This window comes from Rhodococcus sp. 06-462-5 (assembly GCF_002258315.1).
In the GTDB taxonomy this organism is placed as follows: Bacteria; Actinomycetota; Actinomycetes; order Mycobacteriales; family Mycobacteriaceae; genus Rhodococcoides.
The window spans coordinates 413082-434337 of the sequence record NZ_NOYD01000050.1 but is presented as its reverse complement, the minus strand read 5'-3'; the positions used below and the strand labels follow the sequence as shown (position 1 = coordinate 434337).

The 21256-nt window shown below is 65.3% G+C and carries 24 protein-coding genes and 1 pseudogene; 16 read left to right on the top strand and 9 right to left on the bottom strand.

All coding sequences use genetic code 11. The features are described from left to right. A partial coding sequence (locus tag CH251_RS28315) for a hypothetical protein (RefSeq protein WP_373454988.1) occupies positions 1–49 on the bottom strand: 49 nt, incomplete at its 3' end. On the opposite strand from CH251_RS28315, the pseudogene CH251_RS23685 reads away from it, so the two are divergent. Next, positions 36–1691 (top strand): annotated as a pseudogene (locus CH251_RS23685) (DNA translocase FtsK); the annotation flags it as partial. The gene CH251_RS28315 and the pseudogene CH251_RS23685 overlap by 14 nt on opposite strands. A 94-nt stretch (positions 1692–1785) precedes the next feature. Here CH251_RS23685 and CH251_RS23680 read toward each other — a convergent pair. Both CH251_RS23680 and CH251_RS23675 read right to left on the bottom strand, forming a co-directional pair. Continuing rightward, complete coding sequence (locus CH251_RS23680; RefSeq protein WP_094615296.1) at positions 1786–2070, bottom strand: YciI family protein; 285 nt, start codon at positions 2068–2070, stop codon at positions 1786–1788. Between the two features lie 42 nt (positions 2071–2112). Next, entirely contained in the window at positions 2113–2700 is a 588-nt protein-coding gene (locus CH251_RS23675) for an amino-acid N-acetyltransferase (RefSeq protein ID WP_256979261.1), read from the bottom strand. A gap of 140 nt (positions 2701–2840) precedes the next feature. On the opposite strand from CH251_RS23675, the gene pgsA reads away from it, so the two are divergent. The 5 genes from pgsA to CH251_RS27625 all read left to right on the top strand — a co-directional run bounded on the left by pgsA (position 2841) and on the right by CH251_RS27625 (position 6281). Further along, positions 2841–3533 (top strand): CDP-diacylglycerol--glycerol-3-phosphate 3-phosphatidyltransferase, encoded by a 693-nt coding sequence (pgsA, locus tag CH251_RS23670; protein ID WP_256979260.1) that lies wholly within the window; start codon positions 2841–2843, stop codon positions 3531–3533. A gap of 267 nt (positions 3534–3800) precedes the next feature. Further along, entirely contained in the window at positions 3801–4142 is a 342-nt protein-coding gene (locus CH251_RS23665) for a helix-turn-helix domain-containing protein (protein ID WP_094615365.1), read from the top strand. A 144-nt stretch (positions 4143–4286) separates the two neighbouring features. Beyond that, the gene (locus tag CH251_RS23660; RefSeq protein WP_094615295.1) at positions 4287–5096 is read left to right on the top strand and encodes a PspA/IM30 family protein; all 810 of its coding nucleotides are present in this window, start codon (positions 4287–4289) and stop codon (positions 5094–5096) included. Positions 5097–5139: 43 nt separating this feature from the next. Next, on the top strand, positions 5140–6009 hold the full coding sequence (locus tag CH251_RS23655; protein WP_256979259.1) for a hypothetical protein: 870 nt from the start codon (positions 5140–5142) through the stop codon (positions 6007–6009). Between the two features lie 98 nt (positions 6010–6107). Continuing rightward, entirely contained in the window at positions 6108–6281 is a 174-nt protein-coding gene (locus tag CH251_RS27625) for a hypothetical protein (RefSeq protein ID WP_179273368.1), read from the top strand. Positions 6282–6294: 13 nt separating this feature from the next. On the opposite strand, the gene CH251_RS23645 is transcribed toward CH251_RS27625, so the two are convergent. Next, complete coding sequence (locus CH251_RS23645) at positions 6295–7191, bottom strand: diacylglycerol kinase (RefSeq protein WP_094615293.1); 897 nt, start codon at positions 7189–7191, stop codon at positions 6295–6297. A gap of 223 nt (positions 7192–7414) precedes the next feature. Between CH251_RS23645 and CH251_RS23640 the strand changes: the two genes are divergently transcribed. The 5 genes from CH251_RS23640 to CH251_RS23620 all read left to right on the top strand — a co-directional run bounded on the left by CH251_RS23640 (position 7415) and on the right by CH251_RS23620 (position 11311). Further along, positions 7415–8053: a TetR/AcrR family transcriptional regulator gene (locus CH251_RS23640; protein WP_256979258.1), complete on the top strand. Its 639-nt coding sequence runs from the start codon at positions 7415–7417 to the stop codon at positions 8051–8053. A gap of 87 nt (positions 8054–8140) precedes the next feature. Next, positions 8141–9313: a glycosyltransferase gene (locus CH251_RS23635; protein WP_143537809.1), complete on the top strand. Its 1173-nt coding sequence runs from the start codon at positions 8141–8143 to the stop codon at positions 9311–9313. A gap of 10 nt (positions 9314–9323) precedes the next feature. Next, positions 9324–9515, top strand: a complete 192-nt coding sequence (locus CH251_RS23630; RefSeq protein WP_032397886.1) for a DUF3046 domain-containing protein — start codon at positions 9324–9326, stop codon at positions 9513–9515. Between the two features lie 194 nt (positions 9516–9709). Further along, complete coding sequence (gene recA / locus CH251_RS23625) at positions 9710–10747, top strand: recombinase RecA (RefSeq protein ID WP_008716921.1); 1038 nt, start codon at positions 9710–9712, stop codon at positions 10745–10747. Positions 10748–10759: 12 nt separating this feature from the next. Next, the gene (locus CH251_RS23620; protein ID WP_094615292.1) at positions 10760–11311 is read left to right on the top strand and encodes a regulatory protein RecX; all 552 of its coding nucleotides are present in this window, start codon (positions 10760–10762) and stop codon (positions 11309–11311) included. 89 nt (positions 11312–11400) lie between these two features. Here the strand turns inward: CH251_RS23620 and CH251_RS23615 are convergent, their stop codons facing one another. The 4 genes from CH251_RS23615 to CH251_RS23600 all read right to left on the bottom strand — a co-directional run bounded on the left by CH251_RS23615 (position 11401) and on the right by CH251_RS23600 (position 14651). Next, entirely contained in the window at positions 11401–12273 is an 873-nt protein-coding gene (locus tag CH251_RS23615; protein WP_032397888.1) for an amino acid ABC transporter permease, read from the bottom strand. Continuing rightward, on the bottom strand, positions 12273–12950 hold the full coding sequence (locus tag CH251_RS23610; RefSeq protein WP_032377154.1) for an amino acid ABC transporter permease: 678 nt from the start codon (positions 12948–12950) through the stop codon (positions 12273–12275). Before CH251_RS23610 ends, CH251_RS23615 begins: the two co-directional genes overlap by 1 nt. A gap of 85 nt (positions 12951–13035) precedes the next feature. Next, positions 13036–13869 (bottom strand): glutamate ABC transporter substrate-binding protein, encoded by an 834-nt coding sequence (locus CH251_RS23605; RefSeq protein WP_045195442.1) that lies wholly within the window; start codon positions 13867–13869, stop codon positions 13036–13038. A gap of 53 nt (positions 13870–13922) precedes the next feature. Next, on the bottom strand, positions 13923–14651 hold the full coding sequence (locus tag CH251_RS23600) for an amino acid ABC transporter ATP-binding protein (RefSeq protein ID WP_170944851.1): 729 nt from the start codon (positions 14649–14651) through the stop codon (positions 13923–13925). 282 nt (positions 14652–14933) lie between these two features. Here CH251_RS23600 and miaB point away from each other — a divergent pair, with 282 nt between their 5' ends. Both miaB and CH251_RS23590 read left to right on the top strand, forming a co-directional pair. Continuing rightward, positions 14934–16451, top strand: a complete 1518-nt coding sequence (gene miaB / locus CH251_RS23595) for a tRNA (N6-isopentenyl adenosine(37)-C2)-methylthiotransferase MiaB (RefSeq protein WP_094615361.1) — start codon at positions 14934–14936, stop codon at positions 16449–16451. Next, positions 16448–17035: a hypothetical protein gene (locus tag CH251_RS23590; protein WP_237669423.1), complete on the top strand. Its 588-nt coding sequence runs from the start codon at positions 16448–16450 to the stop codon at positions 17033–17035. Before miaB ends, CH251_RS23590 begins: the two co-directional genes overlap by 4 nt. Positions 17036–17074: 39 nt before the next feature. Here the strand turns inward: CH251_RS23590 and CH251_RS23585 are convergent, their stop codons facing one another. Further along, positions 17075–18562, bottom strand: a complete 1488-nt coding sequence (locus tag CH251_RS23585) for a DUF349 domain-containing protein (RefSeq protein WP_094615290.1) — start codon at positions 18560–18562, stop codon at positions 17075–17077. A 152-nt stretch (positions 18563–18714) separates the two neighbouring features. Between CH251_RS23585 and CH251_RS23580 the strand changes: the two genes are divergently transcribed. From CH251_RS23580 to dapF, 3 genes are read left to right on the top strand one after another with little or no spacing between them, the layout of a single operon-like run. Further along, entirely contained in the window at positions 18715–19437 is a 723-nt protein-coding gene (locus tag CH251_RS23580; protein ID WP_179273367.1) for a class III extradiol dioxygenase subunit B-like domain-containing protein, read from the top strand. Further along, positions 19430–20359 (top strand): tRNA (adenosine(37)-N6)-dimethylallyltransferase MiaA, encoded by a 930-nt coding sequence (miaA, locus tag CH251_RS23575; RefSeq protein WP_094615289.1) that lies wholly within the window; start codon positions 19430–19432, stop codon positions 20357–20359. The genes CH251_RS23580 and miaA overlap by 8 nt, the downstream gene beginning before the upstream one ends. Positions 20360–20383: 24 nt before the next feature. Further along, positions 20384–21253, top strand: coding sequence for a diaminopimelate epimerase (gene dapF, locus CH251_RS23570; protein WP_094615288.1), 870 nt, complete (start codon positions 20384–20386; stop codon positions 21251–21253). Positions 21254–21256: the final 3 nt, after the last annotated feature.

Genomic DNA, 21256 nt, shown 5'->3' with positions numbered 1-21256 from the left:
CGAGGTCCGGCGTCGCTCGCGCGAGCAGCGAGACGAGCATCGAGTTCACGAAGCTCGACTTACCGGAACCGGTGGAGCAGGCCCCCGAGCCGGTCGCGCCCCCGCGGCCCAAGCCCAAGCCGATCGTCAAGGCAGCCGAACCGAAGCAGCCTGCCGAGGACGACAAGATCGTCGTCGATCGCGTCGTCGACGGGGACTACACGCTTCCGTCGTTGTCGCTGCTGATCGACGGGGATCCGCCCAAGACCCGCAGCCAGGCCAACGACGCCATGATCGAGGCGATCTCGGAGGTACTCGAACAGTTCAAGATCGATGCTGCGGTCACCGGTTTCACCCGCGGGCCCACGGTCACCCGCTACGAGGTGGAGCTGGGCCCGGGCGTCAAGGTCGAGAAGATCACCGCACTCGCACGCAACATCGCCTACGCCGTCGCCACCGACAACGTGCGCCTGCTCGCGCCGATCCCGGGCAAGTCCGCGGTCGGTATCGAGGTACCCAACTCGGACCGTGAGATGGTCCGCCTGGCGGATGTGCTCACTGCGCCGTCGACGCGCAAGGATCACCATCCGTTGGTGATCGGACTGGGCAAGGACATCGAGGGCGACTTCGTCAGCGCCAACCTCGCGAAGATGCCTCACCTGCTGGTGGCCGGCTCCACCGGTTCCGGTAAGTCGAGCTTCGTGAACTCGATGCTCGTCTCGCTGCTCGCGCGAGCGACGCCGGACGAGGTTCGGATGATCCTCATCGACCCGAAGATGGTGGAGCTGACGCCCTACGAGGGCATTCCGCACCTCATCACCCCGATCATCACGCAGCCCAAGAAGGCTGCCGCGGCACTGGCCTGGCTCGTCGAAGAGATGGAGCAGCGCTACCAGGACATGCAGATCAACAAGGTCCGCCACATCGACGACTTCAACAAGAAGGTGCGTTCCGGCGAGATCACCGCACCTCTGGGCAGCGAACGCGTCTATCGGCCCTACCCGTACATCCTCGCGATCGTCGACGAGCTGGCAGACCTGATGATGACCGCTCCCCGCGACGTCGAGGAAGCGATCGTGCGGATCACGCAGAAGGCGCGTGCGGCCGGTATCCACCTGGTGCTCGCCACGCAGCGTCCGTCGGTCGACGTCGTCACCGGTCTGATCAAGACGAACGTACCGTCGCGTCTGGCCTTCGCGACCTCGTCGCTGACCGACTCCCGCGTCATTCTGGACCAGCCCGGTGCCGAGAAGCTCATCGGTATGGGCGATGCGCTCTTCCTACCGATGGGTGCGGGCAAGCCGACGCGTCTGCAGGGTGCGTTCATCACCGATGAGGAGATCGCTGCCGTCGTCGACTTCGCCAAGAACCAGGCCGAGCCCGAGTACAACGACACCGTCACCGCCGCGAAGGTCTCGGACAAGAAGGACGTCGATCCCGACATCGGCGACGACCTCGACGTGCTGCTGCAGGCGGTCGAGCTGGTCGTGACGAGTCAGTTCGGTTCGACGTCGATGCTGCAACGCAAGCTTCGAGTCGGCTTCGCCAAGGCCGGGCGACTGATGGACCTGATGGAGAACCGCGGAGTCGTCGGCCCGAGCGAGGGATCGAAGGCCCGCGAGGTGCTCGTCAAACCGGACGAGCTCGACGGTCTGCTGTGGTCGATCAAGGGCGGCGACCCGGACGAGCAGCCTGCGTCGGACGAGTTCTGACGGCTCCCGGGGCCTCCCGAGCCGGGCGAATGGACCATTGCAGCCGTCTCGGCGGTGCAATGGTCCATTCACGCGAACCGGGTGAGCGGGCCGATCAGGACGTGAAGGTGCCCATGACGGGTGTCCATTCGTGGAACGTCGCCGTCTCGATCAGGTTCTCCACCGCGAACGGGTCCTGCGCGAACAGCGTTTCGACGGTGGCGGCGTCCGGGCCTTCCACCAGCAGCAGCGCGCCGCTGCCGTCGGCGTACGGTCCGCTCGACACCAGGGTCTTCTGCTCGAGCAGGTCGGCCAACCAGGCGCGATGTGCCGCGCGGTGGGTGTCGCGTCCGTCCGTGGTGGCGGGGGAGTAGGTGTAGCTGACGGCGATCAGGGGCATGGAGCTCTCTTCCGGATTCGAGGGAGTGATATCGGAATTCTGTCAGAGTGAGAGCAGCATCCGCGTGTTGCCCAGAGTGTTCGGTTTGACGTAGCTCAGGTCCAGGAATTCCGCCACGCCGGTGTCGTACGACCGGCACATCTCCGCGTAGACCTCGGCCGTCACCGGGGTTCCGTCGATTTCGGCGAACCCGTGTCGGGTGAAGAAATCCACCTCGAAGGTCAGCACGAACACCTTCTGCAGTGCCAGCTCACGAGCTACCTCGATCAGTTTGGCGACGATCAGGTGGCCTGCACCGTGCCCCTTCGCTGCGGGATCGACGGCGACCGTGCGAACCTCGCCCAGATCGGCCCACAGCACGTGCAACGCACCGCAGCCGATGATCTCGCCATCACGCTCGGCGATCCAGAACTCCTGCACCGCCTCGTAGAGGGTGACGAGGTTCTTCTCGAGCAGGATGCGTCCTGCGTAGATGTCGATCAACCGCTTGATCTCGGGAATGTCGGAGGTCCTGGCACGACGCACGACGAGGGTGCCGTCGTTCGCGGAGCCACGGCCCGCGATGTCGGAATGCACGTCGGATTCGGGGTCTGCGATGTCGCGACTCGCCCGATTCGGCCCAGAAGTCATGGGGTGAACAGTAGTCAGTACTTCAACCGATAAACTTTTCGTGTGTCGCTTCGTGAGCTGTGTCCCCGTATCGGCGGATCGGTGCTGCGAAAATGCCGACACGCCGACCGATACGTCGTCGACGGCTCGCCGGTGTGCCGATGAGTGGGCCCGTTGCGCCCGATCACGGCGTTCCTTCCAGTGGCGAGATTCCCGGCGACCGCGCCTCCGACACAGGAGATTCTGCGCGCACGTCGGGGCTGCCCCACAGCAACGCTGTCACCGGCGGTCCGGACGAAGTGCCCTTGCTCAATATCGCGAACGTCCTCACGGTGCTCCGGATCGCACTGGTCCCGGTCTTTCTCGCAGCGCTGTTCGTCGGCGACGGCCAGGACACGACCTGGCGGCTGGCGGCAACCGCGATCTTCGCTGCTGCTGCCATCACCGACCGGATCGACGGCCAGTTGGCCCGCAAGTACGGTCTCGTCACCGATTTCGGGAAGATGGCCGACCCCATCGCGGACAAGGCACTGATCGGTGCCGCGCTCGTCGGACTGTCGATGTTGGGCGACCTGTCGTGGTGGGTGACGGTGATCATCGGGGTGCGGGAAATCGGCATCACCGCCGTGCGGTTCGCCGTCATTCGCCACGGCGTCATCCCCGCAGGCCGCGGCGGCAAGGTGAAGACTCTGGTGCAGACGTTCGCGATAGGGGTGTACCTGTGCCCGCTGCCGAGTGTCGTCGACCCGGTCGCGGTTGCCTTGATGGCGCTGGCGGTGCTGCTCACCGTGTACACCGGCCTGGACTACGTGGTGCAGGCCGTTCGCCTGCGCCGAGGCGTGTCCTCCACGTGAATCGATCCGACGTGAATCGTTCCGATGTGAACTACACAGCGGCCGTGCCGCGCGCGGGCGAGCAGGAGATCGATACGGCGAGATACAGTCTTGGCAGCCGTGTCGGAGCAGCTTCGGCGCGTGTTGGAGTGAACGGGCATATAGGGTCGGGAACCAATCGGACCGGCTGGGACGTTGAACATCATGACGGCTCCGGACGAACGAGATATGAACGTTGTCGTCTCGACGGCACAGTCGTCGGCACGAACACCAACGAGGAGGAGCGAGATGGCGCTGCTATTGCGTGAAGCACTCGGCGACAGTTTGCGGCGTACTCGCGTCGCACAGAGCCGAACCCTGCGTGAAGTCTCGAACACCGCACGCGTCAGCCTCGGATACCTCTCCGAGGTGGAGCGCGGTCGCAAGGAGGCGTCGAGCGAACTCCTCGCCGCGATCTGCGACGCCCTCGCCGTCCCGCTCTCGGACGTCATGAGCGATGTCAGTGTGACACTGTCCGACGCCTCCACCGCCGCCGCGCGGCTCGACGATGCGGCGGTCGCCACCCGTATCGACGGCGATACTCGCGTCGTGATTCCGGCACCTGCTGCCAGAGCTCTCGCCGCCGCCTAAGATCGGAAAAGTACCCAGTTTCCACTCCTGACCCAGACCACGCACCCGACTTTCACAGCACGGACAGGTTCATTTCGGTCACTGCGAGAGCAGCCGACCCGTACGCGGCCACCGCGGCGCAACAGATGGAGGCAGGACCACCCCATGGCTAATCCTTTCGTCAAAGCCTGGAAGTACATGATGGCGCTCTTCAATTCCAAGATCGACGAGAAGGCCGACCCCAAAGTTCAGATTCAGCAGGCGATCGAGGACGCGCAGCGGCAGCATCAGGCACTGTCCCAGCAGGCCGCGTCCGTCATCGGTAACCAGCGCCAGCTCGAGATGAAGCTCAGCCGCCAGCTGGACGAGGTCGAGAAGCTCAACGCGAACGCCCGGCAAGCGGTGACGCTGGCCGATCAGGCCGCCACCGCAGGCGACATCGAGAAGGCCACGCAGTACACGAACGCAGCCGAGGCGTTCGCCGCCCAGCTGGTGACCGCCGAGCAGAGCGTCGAGGACCTCAAGGTTCTGCACGACCAGTCGCTGCAGGCGGCCACCCAGGCCAAGAAGGCCGTCGAGCAGAACGCCATGGCTCTGCAGTCGAAGGTCGCAGAACGCACCAAGCTGCTCAGCCAGCTCGAGCAGGCGAAGATGCAGGAGAAGGTCAGCGAATCGCTTCGGTCGATGGACAGCACCCTGTCCGCGCCCGGCAACACCCCGAGCCTCGACGCTGTTCGCGACAAGATCGAACGTCGCTATGCAGATGCCCTGGGATCGGCTGAGCTGGCTCAGAACACGGTCTCCGGTCGCATGATGGAGGTCCAGCAGGCATCCGTGCAGATGGCGGGCCACAGCCGCCTCGAGCAGATCCGCGCATCGATGGCAGGCGACTCGCTGCCGTCCGGCAATGCCGCGGCGAAGCCCTCGATCGCCAAGTCCCCGGACGCTACGCCCGAGCCTCCGGCTCAGGCGTAGATCGACCTGACGAACACCTCGGTCGTCCGACAGCAGCGTCGACATGGGTAGAAGAGATCACGAATCCGGCCGGTCGCGTAAGCGGCCGGCCGTTTCGCTCGATCGGGAATCCGTGACCGCAGCGGCCTCCGAGTCCGGTGCAGTGGTCAGGTCTCTGGCTGAGTCCGCTCGTAGTGTCGGTACCTCGATCCTCGATGCCGCCGGCCGTCGGAAAGACCCCCGCGTCAAGCACCTGAAGAAGATTCGCCGCGCCAGGCGACGTGGAATCAGGTTCGGAGCCGCGTCCACGACGACAGCGGTGGGAACTGCGGGGATGGCCGTGCTGTCGGCACCGGAGTGGACTCTGTTCGTGGGCGGCGGTAGCGCTGCCCTCATGGCCGTTCCGGCGGCATTCGCGGTGACGCGGTTGCGGCGTCTTCGAGCCCAACCGGTCCCCGTGGGCCTGCCCACCAAGCGCGTGTCGCCGCAGCGCGGATCTGCCGCGTACGAATCGATGTCCCGACTGGCCGGTGCCGAGCAGAGTTTGTTCGAGCTGCTGGGGATCCTGGCGAGGTCCGAGACGATCGGTGCCGACGACGTCGAGGAGATGATCGGGGTGACCTCCGATGCGGCCCGCGGTCTCGAAGGAGTCGCCGTCGACATCGCCGCTCTGGAACGTGCGGGGGCTGCGAGTGCGGTGACCCGCGAACACCTGCGCAGCGCAATAGCTTCGGCGTCGGCCGAACTCGCTACCGGGGTCGATCAATACGAGCAGCTCGTCGCCGCGGCCGCGCGGATGACCGGACCTGCCGGATCGGCGTCGACGACGGTCGTCGAATCGCACCGACACGAGCTGCTGTCGGCGACGGATCGACTGCAGGGCTGGGCCGAGGCGCTCACCGAAATCGACCAGATCCGGTCGCGGCACCGCTGAGACAATTCAGGGTTCACCCCGATGTGTTCGTCGCGCTCGGGTGCCAGTATCGAAGTACGCGATACGACACGGTGCGCGGCGACACGGTAGGAGCACTCATGTTCTGGAAAGTACTGGGATTCATCGTTCTGATCTGGATTGCGCTCGCGCTTCTGGGCAGCATCATCAAGGGTCTCTTCTGGCTGGTGGTGGCAGGCGCGATCGTGTTGGGACTGGTGTGGCTCTACAAAGCGATCTCCTCGAACGACGATCGCTCGTCGCTGAAGTTCTGACGCGGCGGTCCGGTCACCCGAGAGATGCAGAACCCGGATCGACGAACACCCGAAGCGCCCGCGGTACGCAACGCGCAGTGACAGGTAGTTCCGCGACACGTTCCCCGTCCGCATAGGAAACGATTCCGTCGCACCGCAACGTGACCTGCGTCGAGGTGTAGGTGTCGACCTCGGGCAAGTCGATGTGTGTTCCCCGATAGAGAGTCGGCGACAGCCCGAGCAGTCGAGTCCGACTCGCCCCGCGAACGACGGTGATATCGAGCAGGCCGTCGTCCACCCGCGCGGCAGGGCACACGACCATGCCGCCTCCATAGCTTCTGCCGTTTCCGACCGCGACCAAGGTGGCATCGAGAGAAAGTTCGGCGTCGTCCAGTTCGATGACGTACGGGAGCTTTCGCAGTGACGCCAGCTGTAGCACCATGGCCGCGTTGTACCGAAGAGGTCCGCGCGGCCAGCGCAGTCGCTTGGCCCTCTCGGTGACCAGTGAGTCGAAACCACTGGACAGGACGGTGGCGAACCATCGCCCGCCAATCCGTCCGAGATCGATTGCGCGCGTGACATTGTCGGCAACGATGTCGGCTGCATGCGTAGCATCGCCGCGGGGCAGGCCCAGCGTCCGGGCCAGATCGTTGCCGGTGCCTGCCGGGATCAGGCCCATCGGAACATCGGTGCCGGCGAGCACTTGAACGACGAGATTGACGAGCCCGTCGCCGCCGACGGCGACAACGGCGTCCGTACCGCTGCCGACGGCCTTCTCGAGCAATGTCAACGCATCTCCGGGCGTGCGGCCTTCGATGGCCGTGACGTGAAGCTCCCGCTCCCGCAGTCGCGCAACGGCGCACCGTCCGGCGTGCCCCGCGCGCCCACCGCCTGCCATCGGATTGGTCAACACCGTCACCGATCGGGTCATGGTCGCAACGATTCGTCGATCACATCGATCAGCTTGCCAGGGTCGACGATTGCCGTGGTGGTGACCGAGACGATTCATCGCCGGATGCCGCCGGCATACATTGTGCGTGCGCGTTACCGGTGACTTTCGGGCCGAATCTGCGTGTAACCGTGAGGTACTGTAACGAAAGTGACTGTTATCGCTGGAAATACAGTCCTTTTGTCCGAATTGCGAAGGGTGGCACGTGATCGAGCAGCCGGTGTCGAGTCCTGTCTCGTCCGAGCCCCCGCAGTCGCCCGCCCGAACCGATGCTCCCGAGAAGTCGGTCGAGGACACCGTTCTCGACGCGGCCCGGTCCTGCATCCTCGAACACGGAGTCAAGCGCACGACCCTGGCCGAGATCGCGCGTCGCGCCAAGGTCAGCAGGCCCACGGTGTACCGGAGATGGGCCGACACGCGAGCAGTGGTGTCGAGCCTGCTCACTCGTGAGATCGGTGCCCTGATTCCGAATTTCGACGCCACCGCGTCGGCTCGCGATCAGATCGTGACCGCTGTGGGCGAAGTGGCCGACCGCATTCGACTCCATCCGCTGTTCGTGAAGATCCTGCGTTCCGATTCCGATGTGCTGGCCACCTACATTCTGCACCGACTCGGCACCAGTCAGTCGTTGATCATCGACGCGCTGTCTTCTCTGGTCGTTGCCGGACAACGTGATTCCTCGATTCGTGCAGGGGACCCCACCACTCTGGCCACGCTGGTGCTACTGATGGTGCAGTCCGCGGTGCAGTCCGCGGAGATGGTCTCCGAGCGCGTCTCCGGTACCGAGGTGACGCGCCAGATGGCGTACGCAGTGGACAGTTACCTGCGGCCCGAGAGCGCGTGAACGAGGCTACGTCGATCGCGATCCGGACCGATTGCCTGATCTCGGCACACGTCGAGCGGTACGGCTCGAGTGTGGCACGCTGGGTTCGTGCGAGTAGCAGTGGTGGCCGGGCCCGATCCGGGGCATGCCTTTCCGGCAATCGCGCTGTCTCTGCTCTTCCGTGCGGCCGGCGACGAACCGATCCTCTTCACCGGTAGCCGGTGGGTGCCCGCCGCGCATGCCGCGGGGCTGCGGGCGTTTCCGTTGGGTGGTCTGGCACCGCGACCGGAGGACGACGATCTCGATGCCGGACAACGCATCCACTCACGGGCGGCGTTCGTCTCGACCGAGTTGCTGCCCGACCTCGAGCGGGAGAACGTCGATCTCGTCGTATCCGACATCCTGACCGCAGGCGGCGGCATGGCCGCGGAGCGGCTCGGTATCACCTGGGTGGAGCTCTCGCCCCATCCACTGTATTCGCCCTCGAAAGGGTTGCCTCCCATCGGAAGTGGCTTGGCTCCGGGTACCGGTGTTCGCGGCAGGCTGCGCGATACCGTGATGCGCGCGTTGACGGCACGCTCGATCGCGCAGGGGCGAGCTCAGCGGTCCGACGCACGGACGAGCATCGGGCTGCCTGCCGAGGATCCGGGCCCGGCTGCTCGGCTCGTCGCCACCATTCCTGCGCTCGAGGTGCACCGTCCCGACTGGCCGCACGACGCACACGTGGTCGGCCCGCTGCTGTGGGAACCGACGGACGACCTGCTCGATCTTCCCGACGGCTCTGCACCGCTTGTGATGGTCGCGCCGTCGACAGCGTTCACCGGGGCGGAGGGAATGCTCGAGATGGCGCTGAAAGGATTGGACGGCAAGGGAGTTCGGGTGGTGGCGTCCGTTCTCGACGGAGTTCCCGACGTACTCCCGAACTGGGCGAACGCCGGTCTCGGCCGTCAGGACGAACTGCTGCGACATGCCGATGTGGTGGTGTGCGGCGGTGGGCACGGAATGCTGGCCAAGTCACTCATTCACGGCGTTCCGGTGGTGACCGTCCCCGGCGGTGGCGATCAGTGGGAGCTGGCGAATCGCGCCGCACGGCAGGGAAGTGCCGTCATCGTACGACCCCCGACACCGACCTCGATCGCCGACGCGGTGGCCACCGTACTGTCCGATCCCCGCTTCGCCCGGTCGGCGGCGACGGCGGCAGACGGGGCGCGGTCCGTCGAGGATCCGGTGGTCGTCTGTCATCGGGTGCTCGCCCGCAGCACTCCACGGCGCGGACGTTAGGGTTGTCGTTGTGCGTCTGACCGAATTTCGTGAACTGCTCACCGAGGAGTTCGGCTCCGTTCGCGGCGATTCGCTGCTGACCGATCATGTGCTGTCCGGTATCGGTCGAACCGGAGCGCAGGCCATCGAGGACGGCGTCGATCCGCGGGAAGTGTGGCGATCGATCTGTTACGAGTTCGACGTGCCGAGAGAACGCTGGTAGCTGTCCGGTTCCTGACGATCCTCTCGGCGTGTCGATCGCTGCGATAGTTGACTCGAACACGTGTTCCCCTATGCTTGTGTCAACGGTTGCCGGGCGGTTTCGAGAAACTTCTTGTCGGTACCCCGATCTAGCGTTACCGACGACAAAGCTGATCGACACGACACAGCTGAACGACACGACACAGGGAGCTCACGATGGCTGCATACGATCGCGACAAAGCACTCGATCTCGCACTCGCGCAGATCGACAAGAACTTCGGCAAGGGTTCGGTGATGCGCCTCGGTGACGAGGTCCGCCAGCCCATCGCCGTCATCCCCACGGGATCGATCGCGCTCGATGTGGCACTCGGCATCGGAGGGTTGCCGCGTGGACGTGTCATCGAGGTCTACGGTCCGGAATCCTCGGGTAAGACCACCGTCGCCCTTCACGCGGTGGCCAGTGCTCAGCGGGCCGGCGGCATCGCCGCCTTCATCGACGCCGAGCACGCTCTGGATCCGGACTACGCGAAGAAGCTCGGTGTCGACACCGATGCATTGCTCGTGTCGCAGCCCGATACCGGTGAGCAGGCTCTCGAGATCGCCGACATGCTGATCCGTTCGGGCGCTCTCGACATCCTCGTGATCGACTCGGTGGCGGCACTGGTACCGCGCGCCGAGATCGAGGGCGAGATGGGCGACAGTCACGTCGGTCTGCAGGCCCGCCTGATGAGCCAGGCGCTGCGCAAGATCACCGGTGCCATGAGCAACTCCGGTACCACCGTCATCTTCATCAACCAGCTGCGCGAGAAGATCGGCGTCATGTTCGGCTCTCCCGAAACCACCACCGGTGGTAAGGCATTGAAGTTCTATGCCTCGGTTCGCCTCGACATCCGCCGCATCGAGACCCTGAAGGACGGAACCGACGCCATCGGTAACCGCACCCGGGTAAAGGTGGTCAAGAACAAGGTTGCGCCGCCGTTCAAGCAGGCCGAGTTCGACATCATCTACGGCAAGGGCATCAGCCGCGAGGGCTCGTTGATCGACATGGGCGTCGAGCACGGCTTCATCCGCAAGTCGGGTTCGTGGTTCACCTACGAGGGTGACCAGCTCGGTCAGGGCAAGGAGAACGCCCGCAAGTTCATGCTCGAGAACCCCGACGTGCGGGACGAGATCGAGAAGAAGATCATGGAGAAGCTGCAGATCGGCGCGGACGTCACCGCGGAGGAGCCTGCGGCCGCTCCGGTGGACTTCTAACCTGTTGTCGCTGTGCAGCAGCGAGACGAGGGTGGCGGCACCGAGGCGCAGGCGAAAGATGTCTGCCTTCGGTTGCTGACCGATCGAGCGCGTAGCAGGCACGAACTCGAAGCAAATCTTGCGAAGAAGGGCTTCACTGCCGACATCGCGAACGCCGTCCTCGACCGGCTCGAAAAGGCAAAGCTTGTCGACGACGAGTCCTTCGCGCAGCAATGGGTTCAATCCCGGCACAAGTACTCGGGCAAGGGTAAACGCGCACTGAGTATGGAGCTCCGCAACAAGGGAGTCAGTAACGAACTCGCTCTGCACGCACTGGATACGATCGATGCCGACGACGAACGTCAGCGCGCAGCCGAGCTGGTACGCAAGCGATTTCGCACACTGCAAATGCCGGACTCGAGTGGGCCGGATGCCCGCGCCGAGCGTGACAAGGTTGTCCGAAAATTGGTCGGCATGCTCGCGCGCCGTGGCTACTCGCAGGGCATGGCGTTCGCGGTGGTCAAGGAGCAACTCGACCGGGCAGGTGCCGACACCGAAGGCTTCGACGGCCCAGACTCGATGTGATCGTCCACCTCGAGTAGGAGCCGTCGAGAAACAGTAAGGCCCGCAACACCATCGGTGTTGCGGGCCCTACTCGTTGCCGGCGATGGTGATCAGGCTGCCTGACCACCATCGAGAGCGGGAACCACGTCGGTCGCGCCGGCTTTGCGCTTACGCGAACGCAAACGACGTTCGACCACGGTGGCCAGCTTCGTCAACGCGGAGTTGATGATGATCATGATGACGGCGACGATGATCAGCGAGGGGAGGTAGTTGCTGTAGAACGCGCCTACCTGCTGACCGGAACGGACCACTTCGACGTACCCGATGACGTAACCGAGCGCCGAGTCCTTCAACGCCACAACCATCTGCGAAATGATCGCCGGAAGCATGGCGGTGACGGCCTGGGGGAGCAGAACCAGAAGCATGACCTGGCTCTTGCGCATTCCCAGCGCGGACGCAGCTTCCCGCTGCCCCTTGGGCAGTGAATTGACTCCCGCGCGAACGATTTCGGCGATGACCGATCCGTTGTACAGCGTCAGGCCGGTGACCACGGCCGCCAACGCCAGGTACTTGACCTTGAAGACCTCGTAATCGGCGTAGACCGCGTACAGGAAGATCATCAGAATCAGTACGGGTACTGCGCGGAACACCTCGACGATCGCGCCGCTGACGATCCGTACCGCGCGATGATCCGAGAGGCGGCCGATACCGAGGACGGCACCGAGGATCAGTGCGAACACGATCGAGAGCGCCGCTGCAACCAGCGTGCCCTGGATTCCGGGGATCAGATACGTGGTCCACGTGGTCGATTCGAGGAACGGATCCCACTTCTCGGCGGTCAACTGACCCTTGGAGTCGAGTGCTCGGTAGATGAGGAACGCGACGCCCAGCGAGACGACGGCAACGACCCCGGTCAGAATCCGGTAGCGCAGCACCGCTTTCGGGCCCGGAACGTCGTAGAGAACTGCTACTGCATCACTCATCATGACACCGCCAATCGCTTGCTGATGTAGCCGAACAGCAACCCGGTCGGGAGCGTCAGGATCATGAAACCGAGCGCGAAGATGCCGCCGACCACGAAGATCGCGGCCTCGTTCTCGATCATGTTCTTCATCAGGAACGACGCCTCGGCGACGCCGATGACCGATGCGATCGTCGTGTTCTTCGTCAGTGCGATCACGACACTGCCGAGCGGTCCGACCACGGCGCGGAACGCCTGTGGCAGAACGACGATGGAGATGTTCTGGGTGAACGTCATACCCAGTGAGCGGCCGGCCTCGGCCTGACCGACGGGGACCGTGTTGATTCCCGATCGCAGAGATTCTGCGACGAACGACGCGGTGTAGACACTCAGACCGAGGATTGCCAGACGGAAGTTGTTGTCGTCGAGGAAGGTCGAGGACGATTCCGACGCGAGCGAGACACCCATGGTCTGGTACAGGCCGAACGAGGTGAACAGGATGATCAGGGTCAACGGGGTGTTACGGAAGATGGTGACGTACGTCGCGGCGATGCCACGCGCGATCGGGATGGGAGACACCCGCATCGCGGCAATGATCGTGCCGATGACCAGCGCGCCGACGAGGGATGCCAACGTCAGGTAGATGGTCGAGAGAAACGCGTCGATCAATTGATCGCCGTACTTGCTCAATAGGTTCACGGTGCTTGTTGATCCTCACGGCTCGGCGAGATCCAACCGTCGTGTTCCGCGCGCACGCGCTCGCGGAACACGACGAGAGGGTCGATCAGTAGCGGTCGACGGTGGGCGGGGTCGGCAGCGGGTAGCCCGATGCGCCCACGGTGTCGTTGAAGGCCTGCTCCCATGCACCGCTCGACACCATCTCCTCGATGGCGTCGTTGATCTGGTTACGTCCTTCGGTGTCGTCCTTGTTCAGGCCGATGCCGTAGTTCTCCGTGGTGAACGGCTCACCGACCACCTTGAACTGTCCGGGGGACTGAGCGGCGTAGCCGGCGAGGATGATGTCGTCGGTGGTCACCGCATCGACGGTGCCGTTGCGCAGCGCCTCGACGCACGCGGAGTACGTGTCGAACGGCTGCAGCTGCACGCCGGGGTACTCGTCGGCGATGTTCTGGGCCGGGGTGGAACCGGTGACCGAGCAGAGTCGCTTGCCGTCGTTGAGCGAATCGGCACCGGTGATGTCGGTGTTGTCCTCACGAACGAGCAACGACTGTCCCGCCACGAAGTACGGGCCGGCGAAACCGACCTTTTCCTTGCGGGTGTCGGTGATGGAGTAGGTGGCGACGATGTAGTCGACCTCGCCGTTCTCGATCAGAGTCTCGCGCTGCGCCGAGGGGGACTCCTTGAACTCGATGTTGGCCTCGTCGACACCGAGCTTGCCGGCGACGTACTTGGCCACCTCGACGTCGAAGCCGCTGAACGTGCCGTCGGGATTGCGCAGACCGAGACCGGGCTGGTCGAACTTGATGCCGACGATGAGGTTGCCGGACTCGGCGCTGCTCGAGATGGTGCGAGCTTCCTCTCCGCCGCCGCAGGCGGTGGCGACGATGGACAGAGCGGCGATGGCGACACCGAAGCGAAGCGGTCGGGTGATTCTCACAGTGAATGTCCTTAGGGATCGGTTCGGGTATTCGGGGTGAACGGTGAAGCGGGTCAGTGACCGAGGATCTTGCCGAGGAAGTCCTTGGCACGCTCGGACTTGGGCGACTTGAAGAAGGTCTCGGGATCGGTGTCCTCGACGACGGCTCCATCGGCCATGAAGATGACGCGGTCGCCTGCCTTGCGGGCGAAGCCCATCTCGTGGGTGACGACGAGCATCGTCATGCCCTCCTTGGCGAGCGAGGTCATGACGTCGAGTACCTCGTTGACCATCTCGGGGTCGAGGGCCGAGGTCGGCTCGTCGAACAACATCACCTTGGGGTTCATGGCGAGAGATCGCGCGATGGCGACACGCTGCTGCTGACCACCGGAGAGCTGAGCGGGGTACTTGTCGGCCTGGTTGGCGATTCCCACGCGTTCGAGCAGAGCCAAGGCGCTCTTCTCGGCCTCGTCCTTCTTCTGCTTGCGTACCTTCATGGGCGCGAGCATGACGTTCTGCAGGATCGTCTTGTGCGCGAACAGGTTGAACGACTGGAACACCATGCCCACGTCGGCGCGCAGGGCCGCAAGGGCCTTGCCTTCCGCGGGAAGTAGATCTCCGTCGACCTCGATGGCACCGGAATCGATCGGCTCCAAGCGGTTGATCGTCCGGCACAGAGTCGACTTGCCCGAGCCGGAGGGGCCGACGACGATGACGACCTGACCGGCCGGCACTTCCAGGTTGATGTCCTTGAGGACGTGCAGATCACCGAAATGTTTGTCGACGGATTTGAGCGAGATCATCGAGGGCGCGCCCGGCGGGGGTGTCGATGCCGGCGCGTCGGTGGCGTGCGTCATAAGTCGAAACCCTATGCGTAGTTTCCTCGCCGACCGGTGTTTTCGCCCGTCATCTTCGATTATGTAATGGAAACTTTACTGTTGCCCCGCATCGGCCCTGCACAGTCTGTGGTGGAGCCCGCGACCCCGGCGGGCCGGTCGGTGCGATGGACGTACCCTGGAGGGGTGCAAACGAGTGTTTTTCCGACCGTGGACGTGGCCGATCACGGGAGTACCGATCCCGTCCCGGTGACGGACCCGTCGGCGTCGGTTCCCCGCAGCTACGAAGTGCGTACGCACGGATGCCAGATGAACGTCCACGATTCCGAGCGGTTGTCCGGGCTGCTCGAGGAAGCGGGCTACGTTCCGGCCGACGCAGGCACCGACGCAGATCTCGTCGTCTTCAACACCTGCGCGGTGCGCGAGAACGCCGACAACAAGCTGTACGGCAACCTCGGCATGTTGCGGCCCGCGAAGACGCGAAACCCCAACATGCAGATCGCGGTCGGTGGTTGCTTGGCGCAGAAGGATCGCAGCACCGTCGTCGAGAAGGCTCCGTGGGTCGACGTGGTCTTCGGAACCCACAACATCGGGTCGTTGCCGGTGTTGCTCGAGCGCGCCCGGCACAACGAACGGGCACAGGTCGAGATTCTCGAATCCCTCGAGGCCTTCCCGTCGACCCTGCCGGCGAAACGCGAATCGACATACGCGGGCTGGGTCTCGATCTCGGTGGGCTGCAACAACACCTGCACGTTCTGCATCGTCCCGGCCCTGCGCGGCAAGGAGATCGACCGCAGGCCGGGCGACATCCTCGCCGAGGTACAGGCTTTGGTGGATCAGGGTGTACTCGAGGTGACGCTGCTCGGCCAGAACGTCAATGCGTACGGTGCCTCGTTCGCCGATCCGGACATGCCTCGCGACCGCGGCGCGTTCGCATCGCTGCTGACCGCATGCGGCTCGATCGAGGGTCTCGAGCGAGTGCGGTTCACCTCTCCGCACCCGGCCGAGTTCACCGACGACGTCATCGAGGCGATGGCGTCCACCCCGAACATCTGTCCCACCCTGCACATGCCGCTGCAATCCGGATCGGATCGCATCCTCAAGGCGATGCGCAGGTCCTACCGGCAGAGCAAGTTCCTGGGCATCATCGACAAGGTGCGCGCGGTCATGCCACACGCGGCCATCACCACCGACATCATCGTCGGCTTCCCCGGTGAGACCGATGAGGACTTCGAGCAGACGCTCGACGTGGTGCGGCGCGCGAAGTTCGCCAATGCCTACACCTTCCAGTACTCGAAGCGGCCGGGAACGCCAGCCGCCGAGATGCCCGATCAGATCCCCAAAGAGGTTGTGCAAGAACGGTATCTGCGATTGATCGCGCTGCAGGAGGAGATCGTTCTCGCCGCCAACCAGGCTCTGATCGGCACCGAGGTCGAGCTGCTCGTCGCCACCGGTGAAGGTCGGAAGAACGCGGCTACGCATCGGATGAGCGGGCGAGCCAGGGACGGCCGACTCGTGCACTTCGCCGTCGACGCCGATCGCGTGAGCGAGATCCGCCCGGGCGACGTCGTGACGACCACACTCACTGCGGCCGCCCCCTACCACCTCATCGCCGATGCCGGCGTGCTCACCCACCGCCGTACGGCAGCAGGAGACGCCCACGAACGTGGAGTGATGCCGAAGACGGCACCGATCGGCGTCGGCCTCGGACTTCCCTCGATCGGCGCACCGGCGCCGTTACCGGTAGAGACAGGATGCACCGCATGACAGACACAGACGGACCCGATCGCGTCGTCCCCTCTCGATCAGCGGAGGAGCTGGGACGAACGGAGAGGGCGGTGATGACCGAGCTGGACCCGGGAGCGCGGGCCATGGTCGTGGCGGGGCTGGTGCTGGTCCTGTTGGTCACGTTCGCGTTGCCGCACACCGGATCGGCCAGCGGATTCGACGTGCTCACGGGCAGCGATGCCGCAGTCGCCGAATCGATCGCGCTGCCCTCGCGAGTCTTCGTCGTGCTGGTGCTGACGTTCGGCGTGGTGATGTCGGTGCTTGCGCTCGTCACCCGGATATGGGCGCTGGCCTGGGCCGCCCTCGCAGGGTGTGCGGTGTCCTCGGTGTACGGAATGCTCTCGATCTGGACACGGCAGACCGTGCCGGACAACCTGCAGGGTGCCGGACCGGGAATCGGCCTGATCATCGCCTGGATCGCCGTCATCGCCTTGACGTTCCACTGGCTCAAGGCCGTGTGGAACAAGACGAACGCCCAGCTCGCAGCTCAGGAGCAGCGGCGCATCGCCGCCGCGTCGGGAGAACAGAAGCTGCGACTGTGGGACGGCCATTCGGCCCCGTAGGTCCGATCGGCCGCCCCCGTCAGGGTTCCTGCCGGCCAATCACAACTCGTCGACGGCACTCTCTGCTGCGTCTGCCCACTCGCGCCACTGCTGCGCCTGTGCGAGCGCCCGCTCGGCGTCCTTGGTCTTGCCTGCTGCGGTCGCCTTTGCGGCCTGATCCTCGAACTGAGCCACCCGCTCGCGGAACTGGGCGGCGCGGGCGACGGCCTCGGGGTCGGAACGACGCCACTGCGACTCCACCGCGTCGTGGACGGACTTCTCGATCGCCCGCAGTTTGCCCTCGAGTTCCCCCATCTTCTCGCGCGGAACCTTGCCGATGGCATCCCACTTGTCCTGCAGGTCGCGCAGTGCCGAACGGGCGGCATCGAGGTCCTTGCTCGGATCGATGTGAGTCTTGGCGAGCAGGGCTTCCTTGGCTTCGGCGTTGGACTCGAACTCGGCATCCCGCTCGGAAGCCGCGGCGTTGCGGGCGGCGAAGAACACGTCCTGTGCGGCCTTGAAGTTCTTCCACAGGGCGTCGTCGGCATCGCGCGGGGCACGGCCGGATGCTTTCCACTCCACCAGCAGATCGCGGAACGCGGCTGCGGTGGGACCCCAATCCGTGGACGACGACAAGGCTTTGGCCCGCTCGACGAGTTCTTCCTTGCGAGTCTTGGCCGCACCGCGCTCACGATCGAGATCGGCGAAGTGTGCGCCGCGGCGACGGTTGAAGTTCTCTCGTGCCTTGGAGTACCGCTTCCACAGGGCGTCGTCGATCTTGCGGTCGACTCCGCGGATCGTCTTCCACTCGTCGAGGATCTCTCGCAGCCGATCTCCCGCGTGCTTCCACTGGGTCGATTCGCTGCCGATCTGCTCGGCTTCTACGGCGAGAGCTTCCTTACGAGCGGTGTGTTCGGCGCGTTCGAGCTCCTTCTCGTGCTTGGCCACCGCTGCTGCAGCGTCCGAATGCTCGACCACAGCGTCGAGCCGCTTGGCGAGCAGATCGAGGTCGCCGATCACAGCGGCAGTCGGCAGGCTCTCCAACAGCGCGGACGCGGCGGCCTTGGTCTTCTTGGCATCGCCGGTACCGGAGGTCAATCGAGCTTCGAGCAGACCGACCTCGGTGGCCAGATCGTCGTAGCGTCGGCCGAAATGAGCGAGTCCTTCCGCTGCATCTCCGGCCTGCCAGGATCCGATCTGCCGCTCGCCGTCCGAGGTGGTCACCCACGCGGTGCCGTCGTCGTCGACTCTGCCGAACTTGCTGGGGTCGCTCGCCGGCGCGACCGTCGGGATCGCGGTCGGGACATGGGAGGGGGTCGGGTGAGGTTTGGCTCCGGCCGAACCGCCGGGACGAGAAGAACCGGGAACCGGGCCACCCGGCCTGGGTCCTCCACCGGGCTTGGGTCCACCGCCCGGCTTCGGTCCACCTCCGGGCTTGGGTCCGCCGTGGTTCGCCGCACCGGGCGCGGCGGCACCGGGGGTCTGGGCGGGTGCATCCGCGGATGCCGCCTCGGGGGTGGTGGGGGTGCCGGCGTTCGGGTCGGTCATTGTTCCTCATCTCTGCCGCGCGTCACGGCTGCCTTCAATCGCGATCTGGACACCATTGAACTAGGTGACGACCGATCGGACCATTGAAACAGCTCAGACGACTCGAGGTGGACTCGTCGGGCCAAGTCGCACCACCGACTAGCGTGGTGCTCGTGTTTCGTGCCGCGGCCCTGGTGCCCTCTCCGCCGTTGCTGGTCCCCGAACTGATGGGCGCGGGGGCGGCCGAGACAGCCGATCTTCGGACCGCCGCCGTCGGCGCGACGACGCACCTGGCGTCGATGGTCGACCGCTGGATCGTCCTCGGCGTCGATCGCACGTCGGCCACGTACGGCGAGGCCACGGTCGGCACGATGCGGGGCTTCGGAGTCGACGTGGTGGTGAGTCTGTCCGGTGACACAGCGCAGACTGCGGCAGACCCGGACCTGCCGCTGGCCGTTCTGATCGCTGGGTGGCTGCGAGGAGTGGCTGCGCCCGGCGATGCGGTCGAGGTCCGCACGATCGCGGCCGATGCGAGCCCCGGGTGGTGCGCCGAGCTCGGCGAGCAGCTGCGCCGCGAGCTCGACGCCTCGGCGGAGAGCTGGGGCGTTCTGGTGCTGGCAGACGGGGCGAACACCCTCACTCCGAAGGCTCCTGGATCGTTCGACGAGCGCGCCGAGGAGCTCCAGCGCCGGATCGACGATGCCCTCGCGAGCGCCGACGTCGAAGCCTTGGCTGGTCTGGATCCGGACCTGTGCGCGTCGCTCGGTGTCGGCGGCCGAGCGGCGTGGCAGGTGCTGGCAGCGCTCGCGGGAGCCGATGCGAAGACGTCGACAGAGCTCTACCGAGGTGCGCCGTTCGGGGTCGGGTACTTCGTGGGGACCTGGTCTCGTGACTGACGGGGCGAGCGATTCGGCCACGACTCCGGTCGCGGTCATCGGGCCGACTGCCGCAGGCAAATCCGATCTGGCTCTCGATCTGGCCGAGGAACTCGGCGGCGAAGTCGTCAATATCGACGCGATGCAGCAGTACCGGGGGATGGACATCGGGACCGCGAAACTACCCGTCGCGGAGCGGCGCGGGATTGCACACCATCAACTCGATGTGCTCGAGGTCACCGACATCGCTACCGTCGCGCGGTACCAGGCGGCCGCGGTCGCCGACGTCGAGGACATTCGATCGCGGGGTCTACGGCCGATCATCGTCGGCGGATCGATGATGTACGTGCAGTCGTTGCTCGACGAGTGGGCGTTCCCGGCCACCGACCCCGTCGTCCGGGCGAAATGGGAATCGGTCCTCGAGCGCGACGGTGTCGAGGAGATCCATCGCGCGTTGACGGCCGCAGATCCCGAGGCCGCCGCATCGATCCTGCCCACCGACGGCAGGCGCATGGTCCGGGCGCTCGAGGTGGTGGAGCTGACCGGGCAGCCGTTCGCGGCATCGGCCCCGAAGATCGGCGCACCTCGCTGGGGCACGGTGGTGTTGGGAGTCGACCGCGACACGACAGAACTGGACGAGCGGATCGCCGAGCGCACTCGGCTGATGTTCGAGACCGGACTGCTCGACGAGGTGGAAGGGCTGCTCGCCTCGGGACTGCGAGAGGGCGTCACCGCGTCGCGGGCGATCGGGTACGCGCAAGCTCTCGACGTGTTGGCGGGGGAGTACGACGTCGAGTTCGCACGCGAACGGACGTTCATCGGAACCAGACGCTACGTGCGACGCCAACGATCCTGGTTTCGCCGCGACGAACGCGTCCGTTGGCTCGACGGTGCCTCGCCCACGCTGACGTCCGACGCCCTGTCCGCGATCGACCCCTCGTAACCGAACCCCCGTAGACTCGCGACCATGGAATTCGCCAAAGGTCACGGAACTCAGAACGACTTCGTCGTACTGCCGGATCCGGCAGCCGAGCTCGAGCTCACCAGGTCGGCGGTCTCGGTGCTGTGCGATCGACGCCAGGGCCTGGGTGCCGACGGAATTCTGCGCGTCGCCCGGGCCGGTGTGCTCCGAGATGCAGGCGTACTCGATCGCATGCCGTCGGGTGTCGAGCCCGAGGACTGGTTCATGGACTACCGCAACGGCGACGGCACCATCGCCGAGATGTGCGGCAACGGTGTCCGCGTGTTCGCGCACTACTTGCGGGTGCACGATCTCGAACGACGCGACCAGTTCGTGGTGGGTTCGCGGGCCGGCGCACGCGCTGTGACCGTTCACTCGTTCGACGACACCGACGCCGATGTCACCGTGGCGATGGGGGACGTCACGCTGATGGGCTCGAGTTCGGTGACCCTCGCGGGCGGAACCTACGAGGGCATCGGAATCGACGTCGGCAATCCTCATCTGGCCTGTGTCGACGGTGCGTTGACGCGCGCATCTCTCGGCGCGCTTGACCTGTCCGAACCGCCGACACTGGATTCCGAGTTCTTCCCCCACGGTGCGAACGTCGAGATCCTGACCAGGCTCGACGACGGCGCCGTCCAGATGCGAGTGTTCGAGCGTGGTGTCGGAGAGACGCGATCGTGTGGCACCGGAACCGTGGCGGCAGCCGCTGCCGCGCTGTCCTACGAGGGCCTCGAGACCGGGGAGGTGAGCGTTGGTGTGCCCGGCGGCCGGGTGCGCGTGGCCATCGATCACGTCGGTGCCACTCTGCGCGGACCGTCGGTGCTGCTCGCCCGCGGCGAGATCGACGACCGGTGGCTGAAGGCTCAGTCCTGACGA

Coding starts and splice junctions, on each gene's coding strand:
- CH251_RS23680 (WP_094615296.1), bottom strand. CDS start 2,070: ATGCCCCTGATCGCCGTCAGCTACACCTACTCCCCCGCCACCACGGAC.
- CH251_RS23675 (WP_256979261.1), bottom strand. CDS start 2,700: ATGACTTCTGGGCCGAATCGGGCGAGTCGCGACATCGCAGACCCCGAA.
- pgsA (WP_256979260.1), top strand. CDS start 2,841: ATGAGTGGGCCCGTTGCGCCCGATCACGGCGTTCCTTCCAGTGGCGAG.
- CH251_RS23665 (WP_094615365.1), top strand. CDS start 3,801: ATGGCGCTGCTATTGCGTGAAGCACTCGGCGACAGTTTGCGGCGTACT.
- CH251_RS23660 (WP_094615295.1), top strand. CDS start 4,287: ATGGCTAATCCTTTCGTCAAAGCCTGGAAGTACATGATGGCGCTCTTC.
- CH251_RS23655 (WP_256979259.1), top strand. CDS start 5,140: ATGGGTAGAAGAGATCACGAATCCGGCCGGTCGCGTAAGCGGCCGGCC.
- CH251_RS27625 (WP_179273368.1), top strand. CDS start 6,108: ATGTTCTGGAAAGTACTGGGATTCATCGTTCTGATCTGGATTGCGCTC.
- CH251_RS23645 (WP_094615293.1), bottom strand. CDS start 7,191: ATGACCCGATCGGTGACGGTGTTGACCAATCCGATGGCAGGCGGTGGG.
- recA (WP_008716921.1), top strand. CDS start 9,710: ATGGCTGCATACGATCGCGACAAAGCACTCGATCTCGCACTCGCGCAG.
- CH251_RS23615 (WP_032397888.1), bottom strand. CDS start 12,273: ATGAGTGATGCAGTAGCAGTTCTCTACGACGTTCCGGGCCCGAAAGCG.
- CH251_RS23600 (WP_170944851.1), bottom strand. CDS start 14,651: ATGATCTCGCTCAAATCCGTCGACAAACATTTCGGTGATCTGCACGTC.
- CH251_RS23590 (WP_237669423.1), top strand. CDS start 16,448: ATGACAGACACAGACGGACCCGATCGCGTCGTCCCCTCTCGATCAGCG.
- CH251_RS23585 (WP_094615290.1), bottom strand. CDS start 18,562: ATGACCGACCCGAACGCCGGCACCCCCACCACCCCCGAGGCGGCATCC.
- dapF (WP_094615288.1), top strand. CDS start 20,384: ATGGAATTCGCCAAAGGTCACGGAACTCAGAACGACTTCGTCGTACTG.